The organism is Microbacterium sp. JZ37 (assembly GCF_035188445.1).
Lineage (GTDB): Bacteria > Actinomycetota > Actinomycetes > Actinomycetales > Microbacteriaceae > Microbacterium > Microbacterium barkeri.
In genome coordinates this window covers 864354-889064 of the sequence record NZ_CP045253.1, presented here as the reverse complement: position 1 = coordinate 889064, position 24711 = coordinate 864354, and the positions used below count along the sequence as shown (strand labels likewise).

Annotated in this window: 19 protein-coding genes and 3 rRNA genes; 7 read left to right on the top strand and 15 right to left on the bottom strand. The window is 66.6% G+C overall.

The window, feature by feature from the left end; translation table 11 throughout:
- Positions 1–92 precede the first annotated feature (92 nt).
- The gene (locus tag GC092_RS03975) at positions 93–245 is read right to left on the bottom strand and encodes a hypothetical protein (RefSeq protein ID WP_271174534.1); all 153 of its coding nucleotides are present in this window, start codon (positions 243–245) and stop codon (positions 93–95) included.
- Positions 246–315: 70 nt separating this feature from the next.
- Here GC092_RS03975 and GC092_RS03970 point away from each other — a divergent pair, with 70 nt between their 5' ends.
- From GC092_RS03970 to bcp, 3 genes are all read left to right on the top strand, one after another.
- Positions 316–1545, top strand: a complete 1230-nt coding sequence (locus GC092_RS03970; RefSeq protein ID WP_324014163.1) for an acyl-CoA dehydrogenase family protein — start codon at positions 316–318, stop codon at positions 1543–1545.
- Positions 1546–1588: 43 nt separating this feature from the next.
- Positions 1589–3046 (top strand): phytoene desaturase family protein, encoded by a 1458-nt coding sequence (locus tag GC092_RS03965; RefSeq protein ID WP_324014162.1) that lies wholly within the window; start codon positions 1589–1591, stop codon positions 3044–3046.
- Positions 3047–3185: 139 nt separating this feature from the next.
- The gene (gene bcp / locus GC092_RS03960; RefSeq protein ID WP_282980312.1) at positions 3186–3656 is read left to right on the top strand and encodes a thioredoxin-dependent thiol peroxidase; all 471 of its coding nucleotides are present in this window, start codon (positions 3186–3188) and stop codon (positions 3654–3656) included.
- Between the two features lie 75 nt (positions 3657–3731).
- Here the strand turns inward: bcp and GC092_RS03955 are convergent, their stop codons facing one another.
- From GC092_RS03955 to GC092_RS03945, 3 genes are all read right to left on the bottom strand, one after another.
- Complete coding sequence (locus GC092_RS03955; RefSeq protein ID WP_324014161.1) at positions 3732–5318, bottom strand: HNH endonuclease signature motif containing protein; 1587 nt, start codon at positions 5316–5318, stop codon at positions 3732–3734.
- A gap of 138 nt (positions 5319–5456) precedes the next feature.
- A complete protein-coding gene (locus GC092_RS03950) occupies positions 5457–6101 on the bottom strand; it encodes a response regulator (RefSeq protein ID WP_324014160.1) in 645 nt (214 codons plus the stop codon).
- The gene (locus tag GC092_RS03945) at positions 6098–7765 is read right to left on the bottom strand and encodes a sensor histidine kinase (RefSeq protein ID WP_324014159.1); all 1668 of its coding nucleotides are present in this window, start codon (positions 7763–7765) and stop codon (positions 6098–6100) included. Before GC092_RS03945 ends, GC092_RS03950 begins: the two co-directional genes overlap by 4 nt.
- 174 nt (positions 7766–7939) lie before the next feature.
- Between GC092_RS03945 and GC092_RS03940 the strand changes: the two genes are divergently transcribed.
- A complete protein-coding gene (locus GC092_RS03940) occupies positions 7940–9415 on the top strand; it encodes a CitMHS family transporter (protein ID WP_324014158.1) in 1476 nt (491 codons plus the stop codon).
- A 64-nt stretch (positions 9416–9479) separates the two neighbouring features.
- Here the strand turns inward: GC092_RS03940 and GC092_RS03935 are convergent, their stop codons facing one another.
- Positions 9480–9752, bottom strand: a complete 273-nt coding sequence (locus GC092_RS03935) for a hypothetical protein (RefSeq protein WP_310089637.1) — start codon at positions 9750–9752, stop codon at positions 9480–9482.
- A 78-nt stretch (positions 9753–9830) separates the two neighbouring features.
- A complete protein-coding gene (locus GC092_RS03930; protein ID WP_324014157.1) occupies positions 9831–10436 on the bottom strand; it encodes an NUDIX hydrolase in 606 nt (201 codons plus the stop codon).
- A 77-nt stretch (positions 10437–10513) separates the two neighbouring features.
- On the opposite strand from GC092_RS03930, the gene GC092_RS03925 reads away from it, so the two are divergent.
- Complete coding sequence (locus GC092_RS03925) at positions 10514–10933, top strand: GNAT family N-acetyltransferase (protein WP_324014156.1); 420 nt, start codon at positions 10514–10516, stop codon at positions 10931–10933.
- Positions 10934–10990: 57 nt separating this feature from the next.
- On the opposite strand, the gene GC092_RS03920 is transcribed toward GC092_RS03925, so the two are convergent.
- The 5 genes from GC092_RS03920 to nrdH all read right to left on the bottom strand — a co-directional run bounded on the left by GC092_RS03920 (position 10991) and on the right by nrdH (position 15762).
- The gene (locus tag GC092_RS03920) at positions 10991–11719 is read right to left on the bottom strand and encodes a sunset domain-containing protein (RefSeq protein WP_324014155.1); all 729 of its coding nucleotides are present in this window, start codon (positions 11717–11719) and stop codon (positions 10991–10993) included.
- Between the two features lie 186 nt (positions 11720–11905).
- Positions 11906–12880 carry a class 1b ribonucleoside-diphosphate reductase subunit beta gene (gene nrdF, locus GC092_RS03915; protein WP_271174759.1) on the bottom strand — a complete coding sequence of 325 codons (975 nt, stop codon included), beginning with the start codon at positions 12878–12880 and terminating at the stop codon, positions 11906–11908.
- A gap of 25 nt (positions 12881–12905) precedes the next feature.
- Positions 12906–15065, bottom strand: a complete 2160-nt coding sequence (gene nrdE / locus GC092_RS03910) for a class 1b ribonucleoside-diphosphate reductase subunit alpha (RefSeq protein WP_324014154.1) — start codon at positions 15063–15065, stop codon at positions 12906–12908.
- On the bottom strand, positions 15044–15502 hold the full coding sequence (gene nrdI / locus GC092_RS03905; RefSeq protein ID WP_271174757.1) for a class Ib ribonucleoside-diphosphate reductase assembly flavoprotein NrdI: 459 nt from the start codon (positions 15500–15502) through the stop codon (positions 15044–15046). The genes nrdE and nrdI overlap by 22 nt, the downstream gene beginning before the upstream one ends.
- Positions 15503–15528: 26 nt before the next feature.
- Positions 15529–15762 carry a glutaredoxin-like protein NrdH gene (gene nrdH, locus GC092_RS03900; RefSeq protein ID WP_271174756.1) on the bottom strand — a complete coding sequence of 78 codons (234 nt, stop codon included), beginning with the start codon at positions 15760–15762 and terminating at the stop codon, positions 15529–15531.
- Between the two features lie 352 nt (positions 15763–16114).
- Here nrdH and GC092_RS03895 point away from each other — a divergent pair, with 352 nt between their 5' ends.
- Positions 16115–17320 carry an MFS transporter gene (locus tag GC092_RS03895; protein ID WP_324014153.1) on the top strand — a complete coding sequence of 402 codons (1206 nt, stop codon included), beginning with the start codon at positions 16115–16117 and terminating at the stop codon, positions 17318–17320.
- Positions 17321–17326: 6 nt separating this feature from the next.
- On the opposite strand, the gene GC092_RS03890 is transcribed toward GC092_RS03895, so the two are convergent.
- A complete protein-coding gene (locus tag GC092_RS03890; RefSeq protein ID WP_271174754.1) occupies positions 17327–17599 on the bottom strand; it encodes a metal-sensitive transcriptional regulator in 273 nt (90 codons plus the stop codon).
- Positions 17600–17675: 76 nt separating this feature from the next.
- On the opposite strand from GC092_RS03890, the gene GC092_RS03885 reads away from it, so the two are divergent.
- On the top strand, positions 17676–18947 hold the full coding sequence (locus GC092_RS03885) for a DUF445 domain-containing protein (protein ID WP_324014152.1): 1272 nt from the start codon (positions 17676–17678) through the stop codon (positions 18945–18947).
- 57 nt (positions 18948–19004) lie between these two features.
- Here the strand turns inward: GC092_RS03885 and rrf are convergent.
- From rrf to GC092_RS03870, 3 genes are all read right to left on the bottom strand, one after another.
- A 5S ribosomal RNA gene (gene rrf, locus GC092_RS03880) occupies positions 19005–19121 on the bottom strand.
- A gap of 102 nt (positions 19122–19223) precedes the next feature.
- Positions 19224–22328, bottom strand: a 23S ribosomal RNA gene (locus tag GC092_RS03875).
- 361 nt (positions 22329–22689) lie between these two features.
- Positions 22690–24213: ribosomal RNA gene (locus tag GC092_RS03870) — 16S ribosomal RNA — on the bottom strand.
- Together the 16S, 23S and 5S rRNA genes form the textbook arrangement of a ribosomal RNA operon.
- Positions 24214–24711 lie beyond the last annotated feature (498 nt).

Sequence of the window (24711 nt, the reverse complement as noted above, 5' to 3'; positions counted from 1 at the left end):
CCCTGCGGGCCTCCCGGTGAGCGGCGCGAGCGGGCATGAAGAAGGCGGCCCCGGATCATCCGGAGCCGCCTGCACGCGGAGGGAGGGCGGTGCTACCTCGCCTTGGTGTGCATGGGCAGGGCCATGGCGAGGCACACGAGCAGGATGCCCGCCGCGAACACCAGGGCCTGGAACGCCGGCACCATGAAGGCGACGCCGAACAGCGCCAGCCCGCCGAGGAAGAGAACCAAAGCGACGATGAACATCTCTGCTCCTTTTTGAAGACTTCCTCCAGCTTAGATGATCCCGGGCGGGGCCCCTGCCTAGCCTGTCGCCATGGCAACGGAGCTCCTCCCCGGCGAGAAGGTGTCGACGTACGACGTCGCGAAGGTTCTGGACATCGACTACTACGCGGTGTTCTCGGATGTCTCGGGCGAAGACCGCGAGGTCTGGTCCCGCGCGCGCGAGATCGGGCAGCGCCTCGCTCCCCGCATGCGCGAGGCGTGGGAGCGCGCGGAGTATCCGCTCGAGGTCCTGCCTGAGCTGGGAGCCGCCAGCCTCTACGCGGACGGCATCGATCATCCGGCCATCCCCCGCCTGTCGCCGCTGGCCGCGGGGCTGGTCAACATGGAGATGTCTCGGCACGACGGCTCGCTCGGAACGATCCTCGCCGTCCAGGGCGGGCTCGCCCTCCGCACGCTCGCGCTGTTCGGCAGCGAGGCGCAGCAGGAGCGCTGGCTCGGGCCGCTGCAGACGGGCGAGGTGCTCGGCTCCTTCGCGCTGACGGAGCCCGATCACGGATCGGATTCGACGTCGCTCGAGACCGTCGCGCGTCGAGACGGCGACGGGTGGGTGCTGCGCGGCGCCAAGAAGTGGATCGGCAACGGCGCATCGGGCGGCATCACGTTCGTCTGGGCGCGCGTGGATGACGAAGGCGACCCCGACCATGGCGCCGTCCGGTGCTTCCTCGTGGAGCAGGACGCGCCAGGCTATGCCGCCGACGTCATCGCGGGCAAGGTCGCGCTGCGCGCCATCCATCAGGCGCACATCCGCCTCGACGACGTGCGGGTGCCGGCCGACGCCGTGCTCCCGGGCGCGCACTCGTTCAAGGACGCGACGACGGTGCTCTTCGCGACCCGCTCGGGGGTCGCCTGGTCGGCGCTCGGCCACGCGACGGCCTGCTTCGAGGCCGCCCTCTCGTACTCGACGCAGCGCGAGCAGTTCGGCCGCCCGCTCGCGCGCTTCCAGATGGTGCAGGAGCGCCTGACGCAGATGCTCGCCCAGCTCACGTCGATGCAGCTGTTCCTGCGCCGCCTCGCCGACCTCGAGGCGGCCGGCGGCATGCGCGCGACGCAGGCGTCGCTCGCGAAGTACCACTGCACGCGGACGGCGCGCGATGTCGCCCGGACCGCGCGCGACATGCTCGGCGGGAACGGCATCCTCCTCGAGAACGTCGTCATGCAGCATCTCGCCGACATCGAGGCGATCCACACCTACGAGGGCACCGAGAGCGTCCAGGCGCTGCTGCTCGGCCGCGACCTCACCGGGATGAGCGCGTTCGTCTGACCTCGGCGGCCCGGCCGTCGCGGGCCCCTGGCAGGATGGGCCTATGACGACTCGGCGCGCGACGGTGGTGGGCAGCGGACCGAACGGGCTCTCCGCCGCGGTGGCGCTCGCGCGGGCCGGCTTCGACGTCACCGTGATCGAGGCGCACTCCGGGATCGGCGGCGGAACCCGCACGGCCGAGCTCACGCTCCCGGGGTTCCGTCACGACGTGTGCTCTGCCGTGCATCCGGCCGCGTTCACCTCGCCCTTCTTCGACGCGTTCGGCATGCGCGAGAAGGTCGGATGGCTCGTTCCCGACGCGTCGTACGCGCATCCGCTCGACGGCGGCCGCGCCGCGATCGCCTGGCGCGACATCGCGCGGACCGCCGACGGGCTCGGGGTCGACCGCAGGGCGTGGAACGCGATGCTCCGCCCGCTCGCGCGCCACATCGACGCAGTCGCCGACGTGACCGGCAATCAGATGCTGCGCGTGCCGCGCCATCCGGTCACCTTCGTGCGCTTCGGGCTCAGGGCGCTCGAGCTCGGCTCACCGCTCGGCCGGCACTCGTTCCGCAGCGAGGAGGCGCACGCGCTCCTCACGGGCGTGATCGCGCACGCGAACACCGCTCTGCCCTCGGTCGCCGCGTCGGCGGCAGGGCTGCTGCTCGCCTCCCAGGCGCATGCCGGGGGCTGGGGATTCCCCGTCGGCGGCGCCCAGGCCATCCCCGACGCCCTCGCGGAGGATCTGCGCGCGCACGGCGGCCGGATCGAGACGGGTCGCCGTGTCGACGATCTGTCCGCGCTCGACTGGGGCGACCCGGCGCGCGGCGACGTCCTCGTCCTCGACACCTCGCCGCGTCTCGCGCTCACGCATCCCGACGCGCACGGCTCCTGGGCCGCGGCCATCCGCCGATTCCGGTACGGGCCGGGGGCCTCGAAGGTCGACTTCGCGCTCGACGGGCCCGTGCCGTGGGCGCACCCCGATGTGCACCTCTCCCCCACCGTGCACATCGGCGGAACCCGCGCCGAGATCGAGGCGGGCGAGAACGCCGTCGCCCGCGGGCGCGTGCCCGAGCGGCCGTTCGTGCTCGCCGCCCAGCCGTCCATCCTGGACCCCACGCGCGCTCCGAAGGGCAAGAGCGTGCTGTGGACGTACATCCACGTGCCGCCGGGGTCGAGCGTCGACGCGACCGAGACGGTGACGCGGCAGATCGAGCGCTTCGCACCCGGCTTCCGCGACCGCATCCTCGCGTCGCACGCCACGACCGCCACCGAGTTCGCCGTGTACAACCCGTCGGCCGTGGGCGGCGACTTCGCCGGCGGCGCCGTGACCTTCCGGCAGCTGATCGGCCGCCCCGTCCTCTCCACCTCGCCGTGGCGCACCCCGATGAAGGGCGTCTACCTCGCGTCGGCGTCGACCCCTCCCGGCCCGGGCGTGCACGGGATGGCCGGCTGGTTCGCCGCGCGTCTCGCGATCGCCGATGCGACGGGTGAGCGCGTCGAGCTCGAGGACCTGTTCTAGGGCGGGCCGCTCAGACCCCACCCCATCTCGCGCGGGCGATCCGGGCCGCCTGCGCGCGGTTGGACGCGCCGGGCGTGCGTCTGACGCCTGGCTTGCTCAGAGCGGCCGCCCGGCCGGCGCCGCTTAGGCTGGGAAGCCTATGACTTCGCGCCTCGAACCCGGTACCGTCGCTCCTGCCTTCACGCTGCTCGACCAGGATGAGAAGAGCGTCTCGCTCTCCGACCTCCGCGGGCGGAAGGTCGTCCTCTACTTCTACCCGGAGGCGCTCACGGTCGGATGCGCCAAGCAGGCGTGCGACTTCCGCGACAGCCTCGGCTCGCTGCAGAGCGCCGGGTACACGGTGGTCGGCGTCTCGCGCGACGAGCCCGAGAAGCTGCGCCGCTTCCGTGAGCGCGACGGCCTGACCTTCGACCTGCTGAGCGACCCCGACCACGCGGTGCACGATGCGTACGGCACGTGGGGCGAGAAGAACAGCTACGGCCGGATCATCGAGGGAGTCATCCGCTCGACGTTCGTGCTCGACGAAGAGGGCGTCATCGAGAAGGCCCTCTACAACGTCAAGGCGACCGGGCACGTCGCGCGGCTGCGCCGCGACCTCGGCATCGACTGACCCGCCTCAGCGCTCGCGCCCGCGGTCCCCGACACTCTCGTCGGCGGCCGCGGCGCTGTGCCATTCCGTGGTGGGTCAGGTGCGGATGCGGGTGAGGGTGCGGCGGATGCGGGTGCGTATGCGGGTGGCGGATCCTTGTGCGGGGCGGGGTGTGCAGTCGCGGTCGATCCATCGTGGCGGGACGATGTAGGGCACGCCGTGGTGCATGTGGATGTTCCAGCCGGAGGTGTCGAGGTGGTGGTGGTGCCACCAGCAGAGCAGGACGCCGTTGTCGGTTTCGGTGGGTCCGCCTCGGGCGTGGTCTTCGACGTGATGGATCTCGCACCAGGCGGCGGGGATGGTGCAGCCGGGGATGATGCAGCCGCCGTCGCGGGCGACGATGGCTTTGCGCTGGGTGGGGGTGAAGCAGCGTTGGATGCTGCGCAGCTCCAGGATGCGCCCTTCGGGGCTGAACACGGCGCGGAGGATGTCTCCGGTGCATCCGATCCGGCGGGCCACGGTCGCGGGGACGGGCGCGTCGACCCCGTCGAGGTGCGCGATGCCGTGCCGGCCGGTGTCGGTGTCTGTGGTGGTGAGGTCGTCGGCGGTGATGTGGATCATGACGGTGGGGGCGGCGCCGCCGAGGGTGGGGGTCTCGGCGGCGCGTGAGGCGGCCTGGATCATCGCGAAGAACGCGTCGTGCCGCTTCTGCGCCGGCGAGCGGGTGTCCGGCATGACCGGACCGAACTCCCCGCCATCCGCGCCCGGGTCGTTGCTCGGATCGACTTCGCCTGAGCCCGCGTCGTCTTCGTTCGTGTCGCCGTCTGTGGTGGGGGTGAAGGTGACGTTGCGGGCGGGGTTGGTGTGGGCGGAGAGGAGGTTCTGCAGGAGGGCGCCGGCTTCGGGGACGAGGGTGCCGTTGACCCGGAAGGCTCCGCTGGGCAGGGGGGCGAGGTTCAGGGTGCGGTCGCGTTCGGGCCGGTCGGGGTCGGGTTCGGTGCCGTCTGCGGTGAGCACGTCGATCCACGCCTGCGCGTGCACGTTCACCACCGACAGCGGCGGGACCGGCGCGAGCTCCTCCAGCGGATCCCGCCCCGCGCCCGCGTCGGCCGCGTCCGCGTCGGCAACGCCCGTGTCGGGGGCGGTGTCGGGGGTGATGGTGCCGGTGGCGAGGGCGACGAGGTGGCGTTCCATGAGCTCGACCCGGTCGGGATGCCCGCCGCCGCGGCGGGCGGTGTCGACGGCCTTCACGATCCCCGCGGCCGCTTCCACACCGAGCAGTCCGGACGCGAGCCCGGCGGCCACGTGCACGCACCGGGGATCGAGGTCCTCCCCGGTCAGGGCGGTGCGGGTGCGGGTGGCTTCATCCAGCCGCACCCGCCCGCGCAGCTCCCGGTTCGACGCCCCGGTGAGCCGTTCGAGCAGCTCGAGCCCGGTGCGGCACCCGTACCGGCCCGCGAGCGGGTCGTCGTCACCGCGGCGGGAGCGGGCATCGATCTCTCCCGCGACCCGGGTGCGCAGCGCATCGAGCGTGCGCCCGAGGTGCTCGACCTCCCCCGCGAACGCGATCAGGTCCGCGTCCGTCACCCCGCGCACGCCCTCGGCCAGCCCTTCCAGCCGCGTCAGCGCGTCCCGGACCGCCGCGCCCGGGAAGAAAGGTTCGAATCCTGGCTCCTTCGCCATAAAGCCAGCATAGAACATCGATACGGCAAGCGCAATACTTTTCTTCCCCTGATCGGGATGTTTCTGCGACGAGCGCTAGCACACACCACCGACATCCACCCAGCACACCAGACGACAGCACACCAGACGACGGAGGACTCAGCTCACGCGATACCGGTGCTCAGGGCGTCCGGCCGATCCGTACTGCAGCGCCACCTCCACGGCGCCGCGGGCCGCGAGCTCTGCGAGATGCCGCTGCGCGGTCGCGCGCGAGACCCCCACGCGCTCGGCGAGCTCGACGCTCGAGGCCTCCCCCTCGGCGAGCGCGTCGAGGATGAGCTGCTGCGTGCCGGCGCGGGCAGGCGTCGTCGCCGCTCCCCCGTGCAGCACGGCCATCGCGCGGTCGATCGTCTCCTGCGTCGCGCTTCCGGAGGCGAGGAGGTTGCGGAACCGGGCGTACCGATCGAGCCGGTCCTGCAGCGCCCGCGGATCGAAGGGCTTCACGAGGTAGTGCAGCGCACCGGAGCCGAGCGCGCGGCGGACGGTGGGCACGTCGTCGGCCGCACTCAGCACGAAGCGATCGATGCCGGACTCCCGCCCGATCTCGATGCCATCGCCATCCGGCAGGTAGACGTCGAGGAGCAGCAGATCCGGACGGAGGTCGCGGATGGCCGTGCGCGCCGATGACGCGTCGCGCACGGGCGGGAGCGCCTCGAAGCCGGCGCGCGCCGCCACGATGTCGCGATGGATGCCGCTCACGCGGAAGTCGTCGTCGACGATGAGCACTCGGATGTCGCCGGTCACGTCGCGTCCCCCTCTGCCGTCATCCCATCCTCCCCGTCGTCGGCCGTTCGCGAGCGCATGACGCCGGGCAGACGCGCCGCGAACACAGCGCCATACCCGACGCCGCGCGCCTCGGCCAGCCACAGCTCGCCGCCGCGCCGTCGAGTGAAGCGCCGCGCGAGGGGCAGCCCGATCCCGCGGCCGTGCACGCGCGACGATACGTCGTCCTCGGCCGCCCGCGCGCGCTCGAACACGCTCTCGGGATCGTCGACGCCCGGCCCGGAGTCGACGACCGTCACCGCGAGCTCTTCCCCCGCATCGAGGAGCGATACCTCGACCCACCGGGGCTCCGCTCCGGCCGCGGCGGCTGTGACGGCGTTGTCGACGAGGTTGCCCAGCACGGCGGCGACGTCCTCTGGCTCGGCGACCGCCCCGACGAGGAAGGTGTCGGCCCCGATCCGCAGCTCGACGCCCCGCTCCCCCGCTTCGACCCGCTTGGCCGCGAGGAAGGATCGCAGGAACGGATCCGCGACATCGATCCCGGCCTCCTCCGGCAGAGCGCCGCGATCCGCGAACTCGCCGAGCAGGCCCTGCGCCTCGTCGATGCGCCCTGCCGCGAGCATGCCGCGAACCGCATGCACCCGGTTCGCGAACTCGTGGCGCTGCGCGCGCATGGCGTTCGTCGCGGCGCGCACGGCATCGAGGCGCTCCGCGAGCGCGACGACATCCGTCCTATCCCGCAGCACGGCGACGACGCCGAGCGAGCGCCCCTCGTGTCGGACCCGCCGCACCTCGACGTAGGCGACACGGTCGGCGAGCACGAGCTCGCCGGTCACGAATGCCTCGCCGTAGAGCGCCCGTGTGAGCGCGGCCCGCAGCCGCGGCGGCAGATCGAGCTCTTCGAGGCGGCGCCCGACCGCCTGCGCGTCCCCGACGATCTCGAGGGCGGCCTCGTTCGCCGCGCGCACGCGGCCATCGTCCGATACCGCGAGCACCCCGTCGTGCACGCCCTCGAGGATGGCGGCGCGGCTCTGCAGCAGACCACCGAGCTCCTCCGGCTGCACGCCGCGCGTCAGCCGCTCGAGCCGTCGGCGGATGAGGGTCGACACGAGCGCCGCGACCGCGAGGGCGACCACCGCGATCGCGACGAAGAGCGCCACGAGCAGAGGAGCATCCGCGAAGACGCGAGCGGGTGCGAAGCCGACGCTCACCTCGCCCACGATCGCCTCGCCATCCGGAGAGCGGACGGGCACCTTCGCGCGCACCGACTCGCCGAGGGTCCCGCGCTCCCAGGCCACGACCTCGTCGCCCGCGATCACCCGCGTGAAATCGGTGCTCACCCGCTCGCCGAGCAGCGCGGGGTCCGGGTGCGCGAGCCGGAGGCCGAGGTCGTTCGCGATGACGACGAAGAGCGTCTCGGTGCGCTCGACGATCTCAGCCGCATAGTCCTGCAGCGCGCCTTCGGCGAGCGCTTCGCCATCCAGCCGTTCCCGCCCCGCGTACGACGCGACATCCGCCCGCACCTGGGGGTCGCTCGCGACCGTCCGCGCGACCGCGAGCGCCGTCGACTCCGCCTCGTCGCGCAGCTGGCCGATCCCGAGCAGCGCGAACGCCGAGACGCACACCGCGATGACGACCGCGGCGGCGATGAGCTGCATCGCGAACACCCGCGTCGTGAACCGCATAGGTCGAGTATCCTCTCCGCGCCGCGCGAGCAGAATGCGCACAACCGACTCAACGCGCAGATCCCTGCGCAATGCGCGCATCCCCTCGTGCGCCGAGCCGATTCCGTATCGTCGCCGCGTACGCTCCACCGCCGCACGCGACGACGCGCTGCGACACGACGACAAGGACGTCACATGCTCGTCATCCTCGGTTTCACCATGATCCTCGCGTTCATGGTGCTCATCATGACCAAGCGGCTCACGCCCATGGTCGCGCTCATCCTCGTGCCCACGATCTTCGGGCTCTTCGCGGGCGCCGGGCTCGGCCTCGGCGACATGGTCATCTCGGCCATCGGCGACATGGCGCCGACGGCCGCGCTGCTCATGTTCGCGATCATGTACTTCGGCATCATGATCGACGTCGGACTGTTCGATCCGCTCATCCGCTTCATCACCCGCGCGCTCGGCGACGACCCCGCCAAGGTCGTGCTCGGCACGGCGCTCCTCGCCGGCGCGGTCTCGCTCGACGGCGACGGCTCCACGACCTTCATCATCACGACGTCGGCGATGCTCCCGCTCTACCTGCGTCTCGGGATGAGCCCGGTCGTCCTCACGTGCGTCGCGGGACTCATGAACGGCACGCTCAACATCGTGCCGTGGGGCGGTCCGACCGTGCGCGCGGCGACCGCACTCGGCCTCCAGCCGACCGACGTCTTCGTCCCGATGATCCCCTCGCTCGCCGTGGGTCTCGCCGTCGCGCTCGGCCTGTCCTGGCTGCTCGGGCTCTCGGAGCGCCGCCGCCTCGGCAAGCTCAGCCTCACCGGGCTCGACGAGTCGCAGGCGGATGGCGGCAGCACGCGAGCAGGACGCTTCGGCATGCGCGTTCCGCGGCTGCGGTCGGGCGTCGGAACGCCCGGTGCGCGTGCCGTGCTCGGCACGACGAACGTCCTCACGGTGAAGGGATCGGGCCTCGCGGCGCCAGCCGTGATCGCCGAGGACGAGCGCGATACGGCGATGGCCGACACGATGCTCAGCCCCGACCGTCCCACCCTGCGCCCGAAGCTCATCTGGTTCAACCTCGCCCTCACGGTCGCGGTCATGGTCCTGCTCGTCATGGACGTCCTGCCCCTCGCGTTCGTCTTCATGATCGGCACGGGCATCGCGCTCATCCTGAACTTCCCGAAGCTCAAGGAGCAGAGCGCCGAGATCGTCGCGCACGCCCCCAGCATCGTGGGCGTCGTCTCGATGGTGCTCGCGGCGGGCGTGCTCGTCGGCGTGCTGGATGGCACGGGCATGGTCACGGCCATGGCGGACTGGGTCGTCGACATCGTCCCGCCCGCGCTCGGCCCGTTCTTCGCCGTGATCACGGGTCTGCTGTCGATCCCCATGACGTTCTTCATGTCGAACGACGCGTTCTACTACGGCATCCTGCCGATCCTCGCCGAGAGTGCGGCGACGTACGGCATCTCCCCCGCCGAGATGGCCCGCGCATCCGTCATCGGGCAGCCGGTCCACCTGCAGAGCCCGCTCGTGCCGGCCATCCTGCTGCTCGTGTCGCTCGCGAACGTCAACCTCGGCGATCACCACAAGAAGGTGCTGTGGCGCGCGACGGTCGTCTCGCTCGTCATGCTCGCCGTCGGCATCCTCGTCGGCTCGGTTCCGCTGGGCTGAGGCCCTCCTCGACGCGAAGGCGCCGCCCGCAGGTCTCGCGGGCGGCGCCTTCGCGCATGCGGACTCAGAGCCGGCGCACCGACAGGAGCGACCATCCCTCGGGCACCTTCGCCTCGAGACTCGCCATGTCGTCGGCCTCGATCTCCGCGATCTCGGTGCTGCGGTACACGCCCACGGCGCTGATCCGCGTCGAGCGCTTGGCCATGGCGACCGTCGCATCCGTGAGGACGTGCCCAGCCGGGACCTGCGCCTCGAGTGCCTCGCGGACCTCCGCCTGCGTCTCCGCCTCGGCCTCGAGCTTGCCGCTGTCGTTTCGTCTGATCACACCCACGAGCACGCATTCCAGGGTACGAGGCGTCACCGACACGCTTCGCTGCGAGGAGGGGATGTCGTCGAGCCGCCGCGCGTCACTGGATCACCGGGGTGCGGCTCCCGCCCGATGCGGGTCCTGCGCGGTCGCGCCGAGAGGTGGCAGAAGCCCGCTCGCGGCCGCGCACGCGCGGGCCACGATCAGGGAGGGGTCGACGATCTCGCCGCTCGCGATCGCCGCGTCGAGCTCGTGCAGCGCCATGCGGACGAGGCGCACCTCCTCGGACGGGTCGGACGCGTCCGCGGGTCCGACTGACGTCCAGGCTTCGCAGAAGAAGAGGTGGACGGACCACGCGGAGCGCCCGGGATTGACGGCGAACGTATGCAAGGGCTTCAACGTATGGGGCGTGAGACCGAGCTCCTCCTCGAGCTCGCGGCGCGCGGCAGCGCTCGGCGACTCGGTCGCGGCGCCGGCGCCACCCGGAAGGTCGTGGATCCACCGGTCGAGCGGATACCGGTACTGGCGCGTGAGGATGACGTCGCCGTCGTCGACGACGAGCGTCGCGACCGCGAAGGGAATGCTCTCGTCGACCTCGTAGTGCGTTCGCGTCCCGTCCGGGAGGACGACGGCGTGGTCGACAAGGCGGACACGTCCCGCGTAGACCTCGGTGCGCCCGGTCGTCTCCCAGTGCGCTTCGATCTCACTCCTCATGAAGCCACCGTACGACGCGCGTTCCATCGGGCCGATCGCCTCGGCTGTCCCGGGAGGCACTCCCCTACGCTGAGGGGATGCGCTGGACCCTCCGCCCCGCCGTCGCGTCGGACGCCGCGTGGATCGCCGAACTGCGGGCCGACGTGCTCCGCGCCGACCTCGAGCGCCTCGGCCGCTACGACCCGGAGCGTGTGCGCACGCGCTTCCTCGCCGCCTTCGATCCCGCTCTCACGAAGGTGATCGTCGTCGAGGGAGCCGACGCCGGAACCGTCGCGATCCGGCCATCCGCCGACGGCACGTGGATCGAGCACTTCTATCTGTCGCCGCACCTGCAGGGGCGCGGAATCGGGACGGCGGTGCTCACGGCGGCGCTCGACCACGCAGGGCCCTTCCGGCTCAACGTGCTGCAGGGCAGTCCCGCACGTCGGCTCTACGAGCGGATGGGATTCGCGCTCGACAGCGAGGACGAGGTCGACGTGTTCCTCGTCCGACGCTGAGACGGACATGCGAAGAGGGCGGCTCCCGAAGGAGCCGCCCTCTTGGCATGCACGGGATCAGCGCTTCGAGGCGCGGTAACCCGCCGCTCGAGCGTCCTCGGGGGTTGCGAAGCACTCCTCGGGGTTCGTCGCCTCGTAGAACTGTCCACCGGGCACGTGATAGATCCACTCGCCCGAGCTCGAGCGGTTCCCCTTCACCGGGAATCCGGCGGGGCAGTTCCACGTGCCAGGGACGGGCGACCGCGGAGCTCGCAGGTCCGGGACAGAGGGGCCCGAGGCCGGCGCGTACATGGCGATGCCCTCGTAGTTCCAGTTCCGATCCGACGAGCGGAGCCGCTGCGCCTCATCCGCGTTCGCGGTGTAGAAGTGCTTGCGGAAGTTCGGGCTCCAGAATCGGAACACCGGAACCGTACCCGCGCCCGCAGACGGGGCCGAGCAGAAGGCCGTTCCCTCGTAGGACCAGTTCTTATCCGTGGAGCGCACCTTGGCTGCCTCGTCTGCGCTCGTCGTGTAGAAGTGCGACTCGAAGGCGGAAGACCAGAACCTGTGCACCGCGATGGTGCCCGCGGGGCAGACGCCGTTCGAGACGGGCCACACGCGGAAGTCCTGCCCCTCGTACTTCCAGTTCGGGTCGGAGGTGTGGAGCTTCAGCGCTTCCGCGGCGTTTGCGGTGTAGAAGTGCGCATTGTCGAACGTGGCGCTCCAGAAGCGGTAGACCGGCTGGCTGGCCGCGGGGTCCGCGCTGGCAGCCTCAGGCGCCGGCGCCGCGTGCGAGGCAATCGGCACCCCGGGAACGAGGGACAGAGTGAGAAGAAGCCCGAAGGCCAGAGAGAGGGCGCGTCGCATCAGATTCCTGAGAGAGGAAGGGAGAGAGGGAGGGCACCAGCATATCGACATGCTGAAGCGGCGAAACGCCGGGCAGACGCGAAGAGGGCGGCTCCCGAAGGAGCCGCCCTCTTCGCATGCACGGGATCAGAAGTCCCAGTCGTCGTCCTCGGTCGCGACGGCCTTGCCGATCACGTACGACGAGCCCGACCCGCTGAAGAAGTCGTGGTTCTCGTCGGCGTTCGGCGACAGGGCCGAGAGGATGGCCGGATTCACGTCGGTCACGGTCGACGGGAACATCGCCTCGTAGCCGAGGTTCATGAGCGCCTTGTTCGCGTTGTAGTGCAGGAACTTCTTGACGTCCTCCGTGAGGCCCACGGAGTCGTAGAGGTCCTGTGTGTACTGCACCTCGTTGTCGTAGAGCTCGTAGAGCAGCGAGAACGTGTAGTCCTTGATCTCGGCCTGCTTGGCCTCGTCGACCTTCTCGAGCCCCTTCTGGAACTTGTAGCCGATGTAGTAGCCGTGCACGGCCTCGTCGCGGATGATGAGGCGGATGAGGTCGGCCGTGTTGGTGAGCTTCGCGCGGCTGGACCAGTGCATCGGGAGGTAGAAGCCCGAGTAGAAGAGGAAGCTCTCGAGCAGGGTCGAGGCGACCTTGCGCTTGAGCGGCTCATCGCCCCGGTAGTACTCCATGATGATCTGGGCCTTCTTCTGGAGGTTGGGGTTCTCCACCGACCACCGGAAGGCCTCGTCGATCTCCTGCGTCGAGCACAGCGTCGAGAAGATCGACGAGTAGCTCTTCGCGTGCACCGACTCCATGAACGCGATGTTCGTGTAGACGGCCTCCTCGTGCGGCGTCACCGCGTCGGGGATGAGCGAGACGGCGCCGACCGTCGCCTGCACCGTGTCGAGCAGCGTCAGACCCGTGAACACGCGCATGGTCAGCAGCTGCTCGTGCTCGGTGAGCGTGTTCCACGACTGGATGTCGTTGGAGAGCGGCACCTTCTCCGGCAGCCAGAAGTTGCCCGTGAGGCGGTTCCACACCTCCACGTCCTTCTCGTCCTCGATGCGATTCCAGTTGATCGCCTGGACGTGGTCCAGAAGCTGCAGCTTCTCGGTCATCCTCTTCGTTCCTCTTTCTTCGCCGTCAGAGCGTGCAGCTGACGCACATGTCGAGCTCGGTGCCCTCGAGGGCCATCTGACGGAGTCGGATGTAGTAGATCGTCTTGATGCCCTTGCGCCATGCGTAGATCTGCGCCTTGTTGATGTCGCGCGTGGTCGCCGTGTCCTTGAAGAACAGCGTGAGCGACAGGCCCTGGTCGACGTGCTGCGTCGCGGCGGCGTAGGTGTCGATGACCTTCTCGTAGCCGATCTCGTACGCGTCCTGGTAGTACTCCAGGTTGTCGTTCGTCATGAACGGCGCCGGGTAGTAGACGCGACCGAGCTTGCCTTCCTTGCGGATCTCGATCTTCGACGCGATCGGATGGATCGACGACGTCGAGTTGTTGATGTACGAGATCGAGCCGGTCGGCGGCACCGCCTGCAGGTTCTGGTTGTAGATGCCGTGCTTCTGGATGGACTCCTTGAGCTCGACCCAGTCCTGCTGCGTCGGGATGTGGTGGTTCGCGAAGAGCTCCTTCACCTTCTCCGTCTGCGGCACCCACTCCTGCTCGATGTACTTGTCGAAGAACTCGCCCGTGGCGTACTTCGACTCCTCGAAGCCGTCGAACGCCTGGCCGCGCTCGATGGCGAGCTTGTTCGACGCCCGGAGAGCGTGGAACAGCACCGTGTAGAAGTAGATGTTCGTGAAGTCGATGCCCTCTTCCGAGCCGTAGAACACGCGCTCGCGAGCAAGGTAGCCGTGCAGGTTCATCTGGCCGAGGCCGATCGCGTGCGAGCGGTCGTTGCCGTCCTCGATCGATCGGACCGAGCGGATGTGGCTCTGGTCGCTGACCGCGGTGAGCGCGCGGATCGAGGTCTCGACCGTCTGGCCGAAGTCGGGCGAGTCCATCGCGAGCGCGATGTTGAGCGACCCGAGGTTGCAGGAGATGTCCTTGCCGATCTGGTCGTACGAGAGGTCCTCGTTGAGCGTCGTCGGCGTGTTCACCTGCAGGATCTCGCTGCAGAGGTTCGACATGTTGATCCGGCCCTTGATCGGGTTCGCCCGGTTCACCGTGTCCTCGAACATGATGTACGGGTAGCCCGACTCGAACTGGATCTCGGCGAGCGTCTGGAAGAACTTGCGCGCGTTGATCTTCGTCTTCTTGATGCGCGGGTCGTCGACCATCTCGCGGTACTTCTCGGTCACCGCGATGTCGCCGAACGGCACACCGTAGACGCGCTCGACGTCGTAGGGCGAGAACAGGTACATGTCCTCGTCGTTGCGCGCGAGCTCGAACGTGATGTCGGGCACGACGACACCCAGCGACAGCGTCTTGATGCGGATCTTCTCGTCCGCGTTCTCGCGCTTGGTGTCGAGGAACTTCATGATGTCGGGGTGGTGAGCCGACAGGTACACCGCGCCGGCGCCCTGACGCGCCCCGAGCTGGTTGGCGTAGCTGAACGAGTCCTCGAGCAGCTTCATGACCGGGATGATGCCGCTCGACTGGTTCTCGATCTGCTTGATCGGCGCACCGGCCTCGCGGATGTTCGAGAGGAGGAGCGCGACACCGCCGCCGCGCTTCGAGAGCTGCAGGGCCGAGTTGATGCCGCGCGCGATCGACTCCATGTTGTCCTCGATGCGCAGGAGGAAGCAGCTGACGAGCTCGCCGCGCTGCGCCTTGCCGGCGTTGAGGAACGTCGGCGTCGCAGGCTGGAAGCGACCCGAGATGATCTCGTCCACGAGCTTCCACGCGAGGTCCTGGTCGCCGTCAGCGAGGGCGAGGGCGGTCATGACGACGCGGTCCTCGAAGCGCTCGAGGTAGCGCTTGCCGTCGAACGTCTTGAGCGTGTAGCTCGTGTAGTACTTGAAGGCGCCGAGGAACGTCTCGAAGCGGAACTTCTTGCCGTACGCGAAGGCGTTGAGCTTCTCGATGAACTCGAACGGGTACTTCTCGATGACCGAGCCCTCGTAGTACTCCTTCTCCACGAGGTAGTCCAGGCGCTCCTTGAGCGAGTGGAAGAACACCGTGTTCTGGTTCACGTGCTGCAGGAAGTACTCCCGCGCCGCCCGCTTGTCGGCGTCGAACTGGATCTTCCCGTCCGCGTCGTACAGGTTGAGCATGGCGTTGAGGGCGTGGTAGTCCATGCCGTCGAACTTCACGTTGTGCTTGAAGTCCGCTTCTGTCAGTGCTGTCGTTTCCACCATCGTTCCAATCCGTCGCTCACGCGGTCGACGTCCTCGGGCGTGCCGAACAGTTCGAGCCGGTACAAGTGCGGCACGTGGCACTTGCGGCTGATGATGTCGCCGGCGAGGCAGAACGCATCGCCGAAGTTGGTGTTGCCCGCGGCGATCACACCGCGGATGTGTCGTCTGTTCCGCTCGTCGTTGAGGAAACGGATGACCTGCTTGGGGACGGCGCCCTTCTCCTCGCCGCGTCCTTGGCCCCCGCCGTAGGTGGGGGTCACGAGCACGAAGGGCTCGTCGACGAGGAGGGGCGCCTCCCACGAGTGCAGCGGGATGCGGACGGATCGGATGCCCTCCGAGTGCCGCTCGAGCTTCTCGATGAATCGCGCCGTGTTGCCCGACACGCTCGAGAAGTACACGAGCAGGGGCGCCGTCGTGGCCGAGAGCGTCGCGGTCATGGGGACATCACTCCCGCGCTCCCGGTTCAGACCAGACGGGCGGCGAGCTCGTCGATCTTGTCGGGACGGAAGCCCGACCAGTGGTCCTCGTCGGTCACGACGACCGGCGCCTGCATGTAGCCGAGGGCCTTGACCTGCTCGAGCGCGTCAGCGTCCTGCGAGAGGTCGGTGACCTGGTACTCGATGCCCTTCGCGTCGAGTGCGCGGTAGGTCGCGTTGCACTGCACGCACGAAGGCTTGGTGTAGACCGTGATCGCCATGTCTTTCCCCTCAGATCCGTGTTCGGCCGGCATACCCCTGCCGGGCTCTCAATACTACATATGGGTGCCGACGTTCGGGGGCACCACAAGGGCTAGTAGTTACATCCGTGTGATTTTCCACCGTTCACCACAGCTCCATCCACCGACGCCTCCACAGGGATACAACGCCCGAGCACCCTCGAAAATGCCCGGATCACGCGGTTCTCGCACCTCTCGGCGGAGGTTCTCCACAGGCGCGAAGCTACGCCCGGCCACCGACATCCGACGTCCTGTGGAGAAGCTCCTTCGGCGTGTCTCGGCGTGTCGTCCGCGGCGCGCCTCGCCCCCATCCCGACGGGATAGCGTGAGAGGCGTGTCTGGCTATCGTGATCTGCTGCGCACGCCCGGCGTCGGCCGCATCATCGCGGCTCAGCTGGCCGCGCGCTTCCCGGGAGGGATGGTCGCACTCGCCGTTCTCCTCCACGTCGAGCACACCCACCACTCCTACGGCGCGGCCGGCACCGTGCTCGCCGCCGTGTCGATCGGCCAGGCCGTCGCCGGACCCGTGACGAGCCGCTGGATGGGCCGCTGGGGCATGCGGCGCGTCCTCGCCCTCACGACGCTCGTCACGTCCGCCGCCATCGCGGCGCTCGCGCTCGTGCCCGCGCCGCTGCCCGTGACCATCCTCTTCGGCCTCATCGCCGGTCTCGCGTCGCCTCCCGTGCAGTCGGCCGTCCGCACCATCTACCCGAAGATGGTCAACGCGTCGCAGCTGACCGCCCTGTACTCGCTCGACGCGTCGCTGCAGGAGATCATCTGGATCGCAGGCCCCGTGCTCATCACCTTCGTGTCGACGCAGATCTCGACCGTCGTGGGCCTGGTCATGATCGTGGGCTTCACGATCGCGGGAGGCACGTGGTTCATCCTCTCCCCCGAGCTCGGACGCGTGCGCATCCCCCGCAGCCGGCGCTCGTTCGGACGCGTGCTCCGTGGGCCGACCGTCGTGCTGACCACCGTGCTCGGCTTCCTCCTCATCGGCGCGTGCGCCGCGGCGGAGGCGGGCGTCGTCGCGTCGTTCGGGGAGGGCGCGGTCGAGTCGGGCTTCATCCTCGCGGTCTTCGCCGTCGGGAGCTTCGTGGGCGGCCTGGCCTTCGGCAACCTCCCCATGTCGCCGTGGTCCATGGCCCGCCGCTACGCGATCATCGCGGTCGGCATGGGGCTCACGCTCGTCTCCCTCGACGCGTGGTGGCTGGGCGGATCGCTCGTCATCGCGGGGCTCGGCATCGCCCCCGTGCTCGCGATGTCGTTCGCCATCACCTCGGCGAGTGTGAAGTTCAGCGAGACGGCCGAGGCCTACGGATGGATCAACACCGGCCAGCTCATCGGCGCCGCGCTCGGCTCGGCGATCGCCGGCTTCATGATCGACGGCATCGGGCCGCGCGGCGCCATGATGACCGCCCTCGGCTTCATCGTGCTCGGGCTCGTCGTCGCGATCGTGTGCGTGCGCGGCTTCCCGGATCTGCGAGGCCGGGACGCGTCTCCGATCCCCGACACCGAGCCGGTCCAGACCCTCCCGTAGAGCGGGTCACTTCCCGTCGAAGTCGAAGGCGCGCAGGAGCTCGGCGACGGCCTGCTCGCGGTGGTCGCCTCCGCTCTCGAACATGTGCGTGACATGCGTGCGCAGGTGGTTCTCGAGGAGAAGCCTGTTGAGCGATTCGAGCGACCGCTGGATGGCCCGGGACTGCGTGATGATGTCCATGCAGTAGTCCTCGTCCTCGATCATGCGACCGAGACCGCGCAGCTGCCCCTCGAGGATGCGCGTGCGGTGCAGGGCACGCTTCTGGATGTCGTCGATCACCGCGCCAGCGTACCGCGCGCAGCAGGGTGCGGGCTCAGCTCGTCCGGCCTCCGGACCCGCGTGCGAGGATCGAGCCATGCCGCGCACACCGACTGAGCTGCTGTCTCCCGCTGACCGCGAGCGCCTCGCCTCGCTGCGTCGGATGAAGGCCGTCGCCCTCGGCGCTCTCCTCCTCATGGCCGCCCTCTTCGTGCTGGGCTTCGCGCTGCAGGAGTCCGTCCCGGCGCTCGCCTACCTGCGCGCGGCGGCAGAGGGCGGGATGGTCGGCGCACTCGCCGACTGGTTCGCGGTCACCGCGCTGTTCCGGCGTCCGCTCGGCCTTCCCATCCCCCACACCGCGATCATCCCGTCGCGGAAGGACGAGATCGGGCGCTCGCTCGGGGAGTTCGTCGAGACGAACTTCCTCTCCTCACCCGTCGTCCGCGGCAAGCTGCAGTCGGCGCGCATCTCGGAGCGCCTCGGCGCCTGGCTCGCGCAGCCCGCGCACGCCGAGCGGGTGTCCTCCGAGGGCGCGGCGATGGCGCAGGGCGTGCTGCGGGCGCTGAGCGACGACGACGTGCAGGACCTCGTGGCGGCGCTCGCCCGCGAGCACCTCATCGAGCCGGAGTGGGGCACGCCCGCCGGCGTGTGGCTCGAGCGCATCGTGGAGACGGGAGCGCACCACGCCGCCGTGGATCTCGCCGCGGACAGCCTCTCGAGCTGGCTCGCCGACAACCGCGACGCCTTCGCGGGCCTCGTATCCCGGAGGCTTCCCTCCTGGGTGCCCTCGCTCGCCCACCGCGTCGTCGACGGCGCGCTCTACAACGAGACCGTGACCTTCGTCGATGCCGTGCGAGCGGATGGCGCCCATCCCGCCAGGAAGGCGATCGACCGCTATCTCGCGCGTCTCGCTGACAGCCTCCAGCACGACGCGGAGACCCGCGCGAAGCTCGAGGGCGCGAAGGTCGCCGTGTTCGACAGCCCGCGCGTCCGAGAGCTCGCCGGAAGCGCATGGGAGACCGCGAAGAACGGCCTCATCGTCTCGCTCGGCGACGACCGCAGCGCGCTGCGCACGCGGATGCGCGAGGCGCTCATCGAGATCGGCGGGCGCCTGGGCTCCGATCGCGCCATCCAGCGTCGCGTCGACGGATGGGTGGTGGACGCGGCGGGATTCCTCGTCGAGCGCTACCGCCACGACATCGCGTCGATCATCACCGACACGGTCGAGAAGTGGGACGCCGAGGAGACGACCGAGAAGATCGAGCTGCTCGTGGGCCGCGACCTGCAGTACATCCGCCTCAACGGAACCGTCGTGGGCGCGCTCGCGGGCCTCGTGATCTTCTCCGTGGCCCACGCGGTGTTCGGGTGAGTGCCGTGTGATGCACGAAAGGCCACCCGGCGTTGGGTGGCCTTTCGTTCAGGTTAAGTCCGGCGGTGTCCTACTCTCCCACAAGGTCCCCCTTGCAGTACCATCGGCGCTGAGAGGCTTAGCTTCCGGGTTCGGAATGTGGCCGGGCGTTTCCCTCTCGCTATGACCGCCGAAACATCTGGTGATGTGTTCGACATCAAGCTTTCTCTATGAAAGTTTCTGGTGCCCGTACATCGGGAACCACAAAGTGGACGCGAGCACCGCAGAAGACGGTGTGTTATCAAGTCATCGGCTTATTAGTACCAGTCAGCTGCACCCATTGCTGGGCTTCCACGTCTGGCCTATCAACCCAGTAGTCTGCTGGGAGCCTCTCCACCCGAAGGTGATGGAAGTCTCATCTTGAGGCCGGCTTCCCGCTTAGATGCTTTCAGCGGTTATCCATCCCGAACGTAGCCAACCAGCGGTGCCCTTGGCAGGACAACTGGCACACCAGAGGTTCGTCCAACCCGGTCCTCTCGTACTAGGGTCAGATCCTCTCAAACTTCCTACGCGCGCAGCGGATAGGGACCGAACTGTCTCACGACGTTCTAAACCCAGCTCGCGTACCGCTTTAATGGGCGAACAGCCCAACCCTTGGGACCTACTCCAGCCCCAGGATGCGACGAGCCGACATCGAGGTGCCAAACCATGCCGTCGATATGGACTCTTGGGCAAGATCAGCCTGTTATCCCCGAGGTACCTTTTATCCGTTGAGCGACAGCGCTTCCACAAGCCACTGCCGGATCACTAGTCCCGACTTTCGTCCCTGCTCGACCTGTCAGTCTCACAGTCAAGCTCCCTTGTGCACTTACACTCGCCACCTGATTGCCAACCAGGTTGAGGGAACCTTTGGGCGCCTCCGTTACTCTTTGGGAGGCAACCGCCCCAGTTAAACTACCCACCAGGCACTGTCCCTGAACCGGATCACGGTCCGAAGTTAGATATCCAGAGTGACCAGAGTGGTATTTCAACAACGACTCCACAATGACTGGCGTCACTGCTTCACAGTCTCCCACCTATCCTACACAAGCCACACCGAACACCAATACCAAGCTGTAGTAAAGGTCACGGGGTCTTTCCGTCCTGCTGCGCGTAACGAGCATCTTTACTCGTAATGCAATTTCGCCGAGTTCGTGGTTGAGACAGTTGGGAAGTCGTTACGCCATTCGTGCAGGTCGGAACTTACCCGACAAGGAATTTCGCTACCTTAGGATGGTTATAGTTACCACCGCCGTTTACCGGGGCTTAAATTCTCAGCTTCGCCTTGCGGCTGACCGGTCCTCTTAACCTTCCGGCACCGGGCAGGCGTCAGTCCGTATACATCGTCTTGCGACTTCGCACGGACCTGTGTTTTTAATAAACAGTCGCTACCCACTGGTCTCTGCGGCCCACACACGCTTTCGAAGCAAGTTCTAATACGCGCTGGGCCCCCCTTCTCCCGAAGTTACGGGGGCATTTTGCCGAGTTCCTTAACCACGATTATCTCGATCTCCTCGGTATTCTCTACCTGACCACCTGAGTCGGTTTGGGGTACGGGCGGCTAGAACCTCGCGTCGATGCTTTTCTCGGCAGCATAGGATCACCCACTTTTCATCCCCATCACATCTCAGCCTATGTGAGCCACGGATTTGCCTATGGCTCGGCCTACATGCTTGGACCAGGACAACCATCGCCTGGCTTGGGCTACCTTCCTGCGTCACACCTGTTAATACGCTAACCGCACCAGCATGGGGTCGCGCGCTCCACCAGACGGTGCCACCCGAAGGCGGCGATGTCTGGCTTTGGGCGCTTAGCACCACTGGATTGATTGGGGCGGTTCTTCGCCGGTACGGGAATATCAACCCGTTGTCCATCGACTACGCCTGTCGGCCTCGCCTTAGGTCCCGACTTACCCAGGGAAGATTAGCTTGACCCTGGAACCCTTGGTCTTCCGGAGGACGTGTTTCTCACACGTCTTTCGCTACTCATGCCTGCATTCTCACTCGTGTGGCCTCCACGGCTGGATCACTCCGCCGCTTCACCGCCCACACGACGCTCTCCTACCCATCAACACGGCTGGACCACGAAGGCCTACCAAAAATGTCAATGCCACAACTTCGGTGGCGTGCTTGAGCCCCGTTACATTGTCGGCGCGGAATCACTTGACCAGTGAGCTATTACGCACTCTTTCAAGGGTGGCTGCTTCTAAGCCAACCTCCTGGTTGTCTGAGCAACTCCACATCCTTTCCCACTTAGCACGCGCTTAGGGACCTTAGATGGTGGTCTGGGTTGTTTCCCTCTCGACGATGAAGCTTATCCCCCACCGTCTCACTGCTGCGCTCTCACTTACCGGCATTCGGAGTTTGGCTGACGTCAGTAACCTTGTAGGGCCCATCGGCCATCCAGTAGCTCTACCTCCGGCAAGAAACACGCAACGCTGCACCTAAATGCATTTCGGAGAGAACCAGCTATCACGAAGTTTGATTGGCCTTTCACCCCTATCCACAGCTCATCCCCTCAGTTTTCAACCTAAGTGGGTTCGGCCCTCCACGACGTCTTACCGTCGCTTCAGCCTGGCCATGGATAGATCACTTCGCTTCGGGTCTAGGACACGCGACTGTATCGCCCTATTCAGACTCGCTTTCGCTACGGCTGCCCCACACGGGTTAACCTCGCCACGTATCACTAACTCGCAGGCTCATTCTTCAAAAGGCACGCCGTCACCCCAACAAGGAGGCTCCGACGGTTTGTAAGCAAACGGTTTCAGGTACTATTTCACTCCCCTCCCGGGGTACTTTTCACCTTTCCCTCACGGTACTTGTCCGCTATCGGTCATCTGGGAGTATTTAGGCTTACCAGGTGGTCCTGGCAGATTCACACGGGATTTCACGGGCCCCGTGCTACTTGGGATACCACTCGCGGCAGGCAACGCATGTCGACTACGGGGCTACCACCCGCTCTGGCCGGCCATTCAAAACCGTTCGTCTATACGCACCTGTACCACCGAGACCTGCGGCAGCGGTCTCAGAATGGTCCCACAACCCCGAACGTGCAACACCTGCCGGCTATCACACACGATCCGGTTTAGCCTCATCCGCTTTCGCTCGCCACTACTCACGGAATCACTGTTGTTTTCTCTTCCTGTGGGTACTGAGATGTTTCACTTCCCCACGTTCCCTCTACCCGCCCTATATATTCAGACGGGAGTCACCAGGTCAGCACGCCGCCTGGCGGGGTTTCCCCATTCGGAAATCCTCGGATCACAGCCCGCTTATCGGCTCCCCAAGGCTTATCGCAGATTGCTACGTCCTTCTTCGGCTCCAGATGCCAAGGCATCCACCGTTTGCTCTTAAAGACTTGAAATCACATGAGCCACAGAACCCCCGAAAGGATCCTGCGTTCGCTTCTTTAAGATGCTCGCGTCCACTGTGTAGTTCTCAAAGTACGGGCGGCACCCCACCCTCCCCGACCAGACAGCCGGCTCAGACGAGGCCCACGAAGACCAGCCACCAAAGGTGCCTGAGCCCTCAGGACCCAACAACGTGCACGCGCCCCACCCGCAACCAGCACCCCGTTCCCACCACACCCCGAAGGACATGACGTACTGAGAGCACCAGCGCAGCTGAGGCGCCTTGTCAAATGTTCCACCCATGAGCAACCCGTCGAGAACATCCGTCTCGAAACGGGCCTCTGCGAACCCCGAAGGGCCCGAGATGCTCCTTAGAAAGGAGGTGATCCAGCCGCACCTTCCGGTACGGCTACCTTGTTACGACTTAGTCCTAATTACCGATCCCACCTTCGACAGCTCCCTCCCACAAGGGGTTAGGCCACCGGCTTCAGGTGTTACCGACTTTCATGACTTGACGGGCGGTGTGTACAAGACCCGGGAACGTATTCACCGCAGCGTTGCTGATCTGCGATTACTAGCGACTCCGACTTCATGAGGTCGAGTTGCAGACCTCAATCCGAACTGGGACCGGCTTTTTGGGATTCGCTCCACCTCACGGTATTGCAGCCCTTTGTACCGGCCATTGTAGCATGCGTGAAGCCCAAGACATAAGGGGCATGATGATTTGACGTCATCCCCACCTTCCTCCGAGTTGACCCCGGCAGTATCCCATGAGTTCCCACCATAACGTGCTGGCAACATAGAACGAGGGTTGCGCTCGTTGCGGGACTTAACCCAACATCTCACGACACGAGCTGACGACAACCATGCACCACCTGTACACCGACCAAAAAGGGGCGACTGTTTCCAGACGTTTCCGGTGTATGTCAAGCCTTGGTAAGGTTCTTCGCGTTGCATCGAATTAATCCGCATGCTCCGCCGCTTGTGCGGGTCCCCGTCAATTCCTTTGAGTTTTAGCCTTGCGGCCGTACTCCCCAGGCGGGGAACTTAATGCGTTAGCTGCGTCACGGAGACCGTGGAAAGGCCCCCACAACTAGTTCCCAACGTTTACGGGGTGGACTACCAGGGTATCTAAGCCTGTTTGCTCCCCACCCTTTCGCTCCTCAGCGTCAGTAACGGCCCAGAGATCTGCCTTCGCCATCGGTGTTCCTCCTGATATCTGCGCATTCCACCGCTACACCAGGAATTCCAATCTCCCCTACCGCACTCTAGTCTGCCCGTACCCACTGCAGGCCCGAGGTTGAGCCTCGGGTTTTCACAGCAGACGCGACAAACCGCCTACGAGCTCTTTACGCCCAATAATTCCGGATAACGCTTGCGCCCTACGTATTACCGCGGCTGCTGGCACGTAGTTAGCCGGCGCTTTTTCTGCAGGTACCGTCACTTACGCTTCTTCCCTGCTAAAAGAGGTTTACAACCCGAAGGCCGTCATCCCTCACGCGGCGTTGCTGCATCAGGCTTCCGCCCATTGTGCAATATTCCCCACTGCTGCCTCCCGTAGGAGTCTGGGCCGTGTCTCAGTCCCAGTGTGGCCGGTCACCCTCTCAGGCCGGCTACCCGTCGACGCCTTGGTGAGCCACTACCTCACCAACAAGCTGATAGGCCGCGAGCCCATCCCCAACCGAAAAATCTTTCCCACCACAGACCATGCGGCCATGATGCATATCCGGTATTAGCAACCGTTTCCGGCTGTTATCCCAGAGTCAGGGGCAGGTTGCTCACGTGTTACTCACCCGTTCGCCACTAATCCACCCAGCAAGCTGGGCTTCATCGTTCGACTTGCATGTGTTAAGCACGCCGCCAGCGTTCATCCTGAGCCAGGATCAAACTCTCCGTAAAAAACGTAAAGCAGACACCCACCCGGGAAAACGGGACAGGCACCTGCGAGTTCAATCATGACCAAAAAGGATGTCAAAAACTGACAACCATAAAATTTGATCCAAAGGAATTCTCAACCCAACCCAAACGGGTCAGGACGAGGATAATTTGGCATTTGACAAGTGCACGCTGTTGAGTTCTCAAGGATCAGACGCACCCAGCCCCACGACTCCCGCCGCGGCCCTCCGGGGCAACCATCCACCCCCAGCACCAGCAAGACCAAAGCCTCACCAGAACCAGGGATTGTGTTGTACGTCGCAGACCTGGGGCGGGGAACCTTCCGGCTCAACCTCACCGCTTGGCGGCGACAAGGGAATACATTACGCCGAACCCCCACCCCCAGCAAACCCACCCACCACCCGGGCGTGTCGCAACCCGGAAGCAGGGCCAGCACGGCCGCGCCCCGACGACTCCTGCTCGGCGCCGACGTGCCGGGCGCCGGATACGACGAAGCCCCCG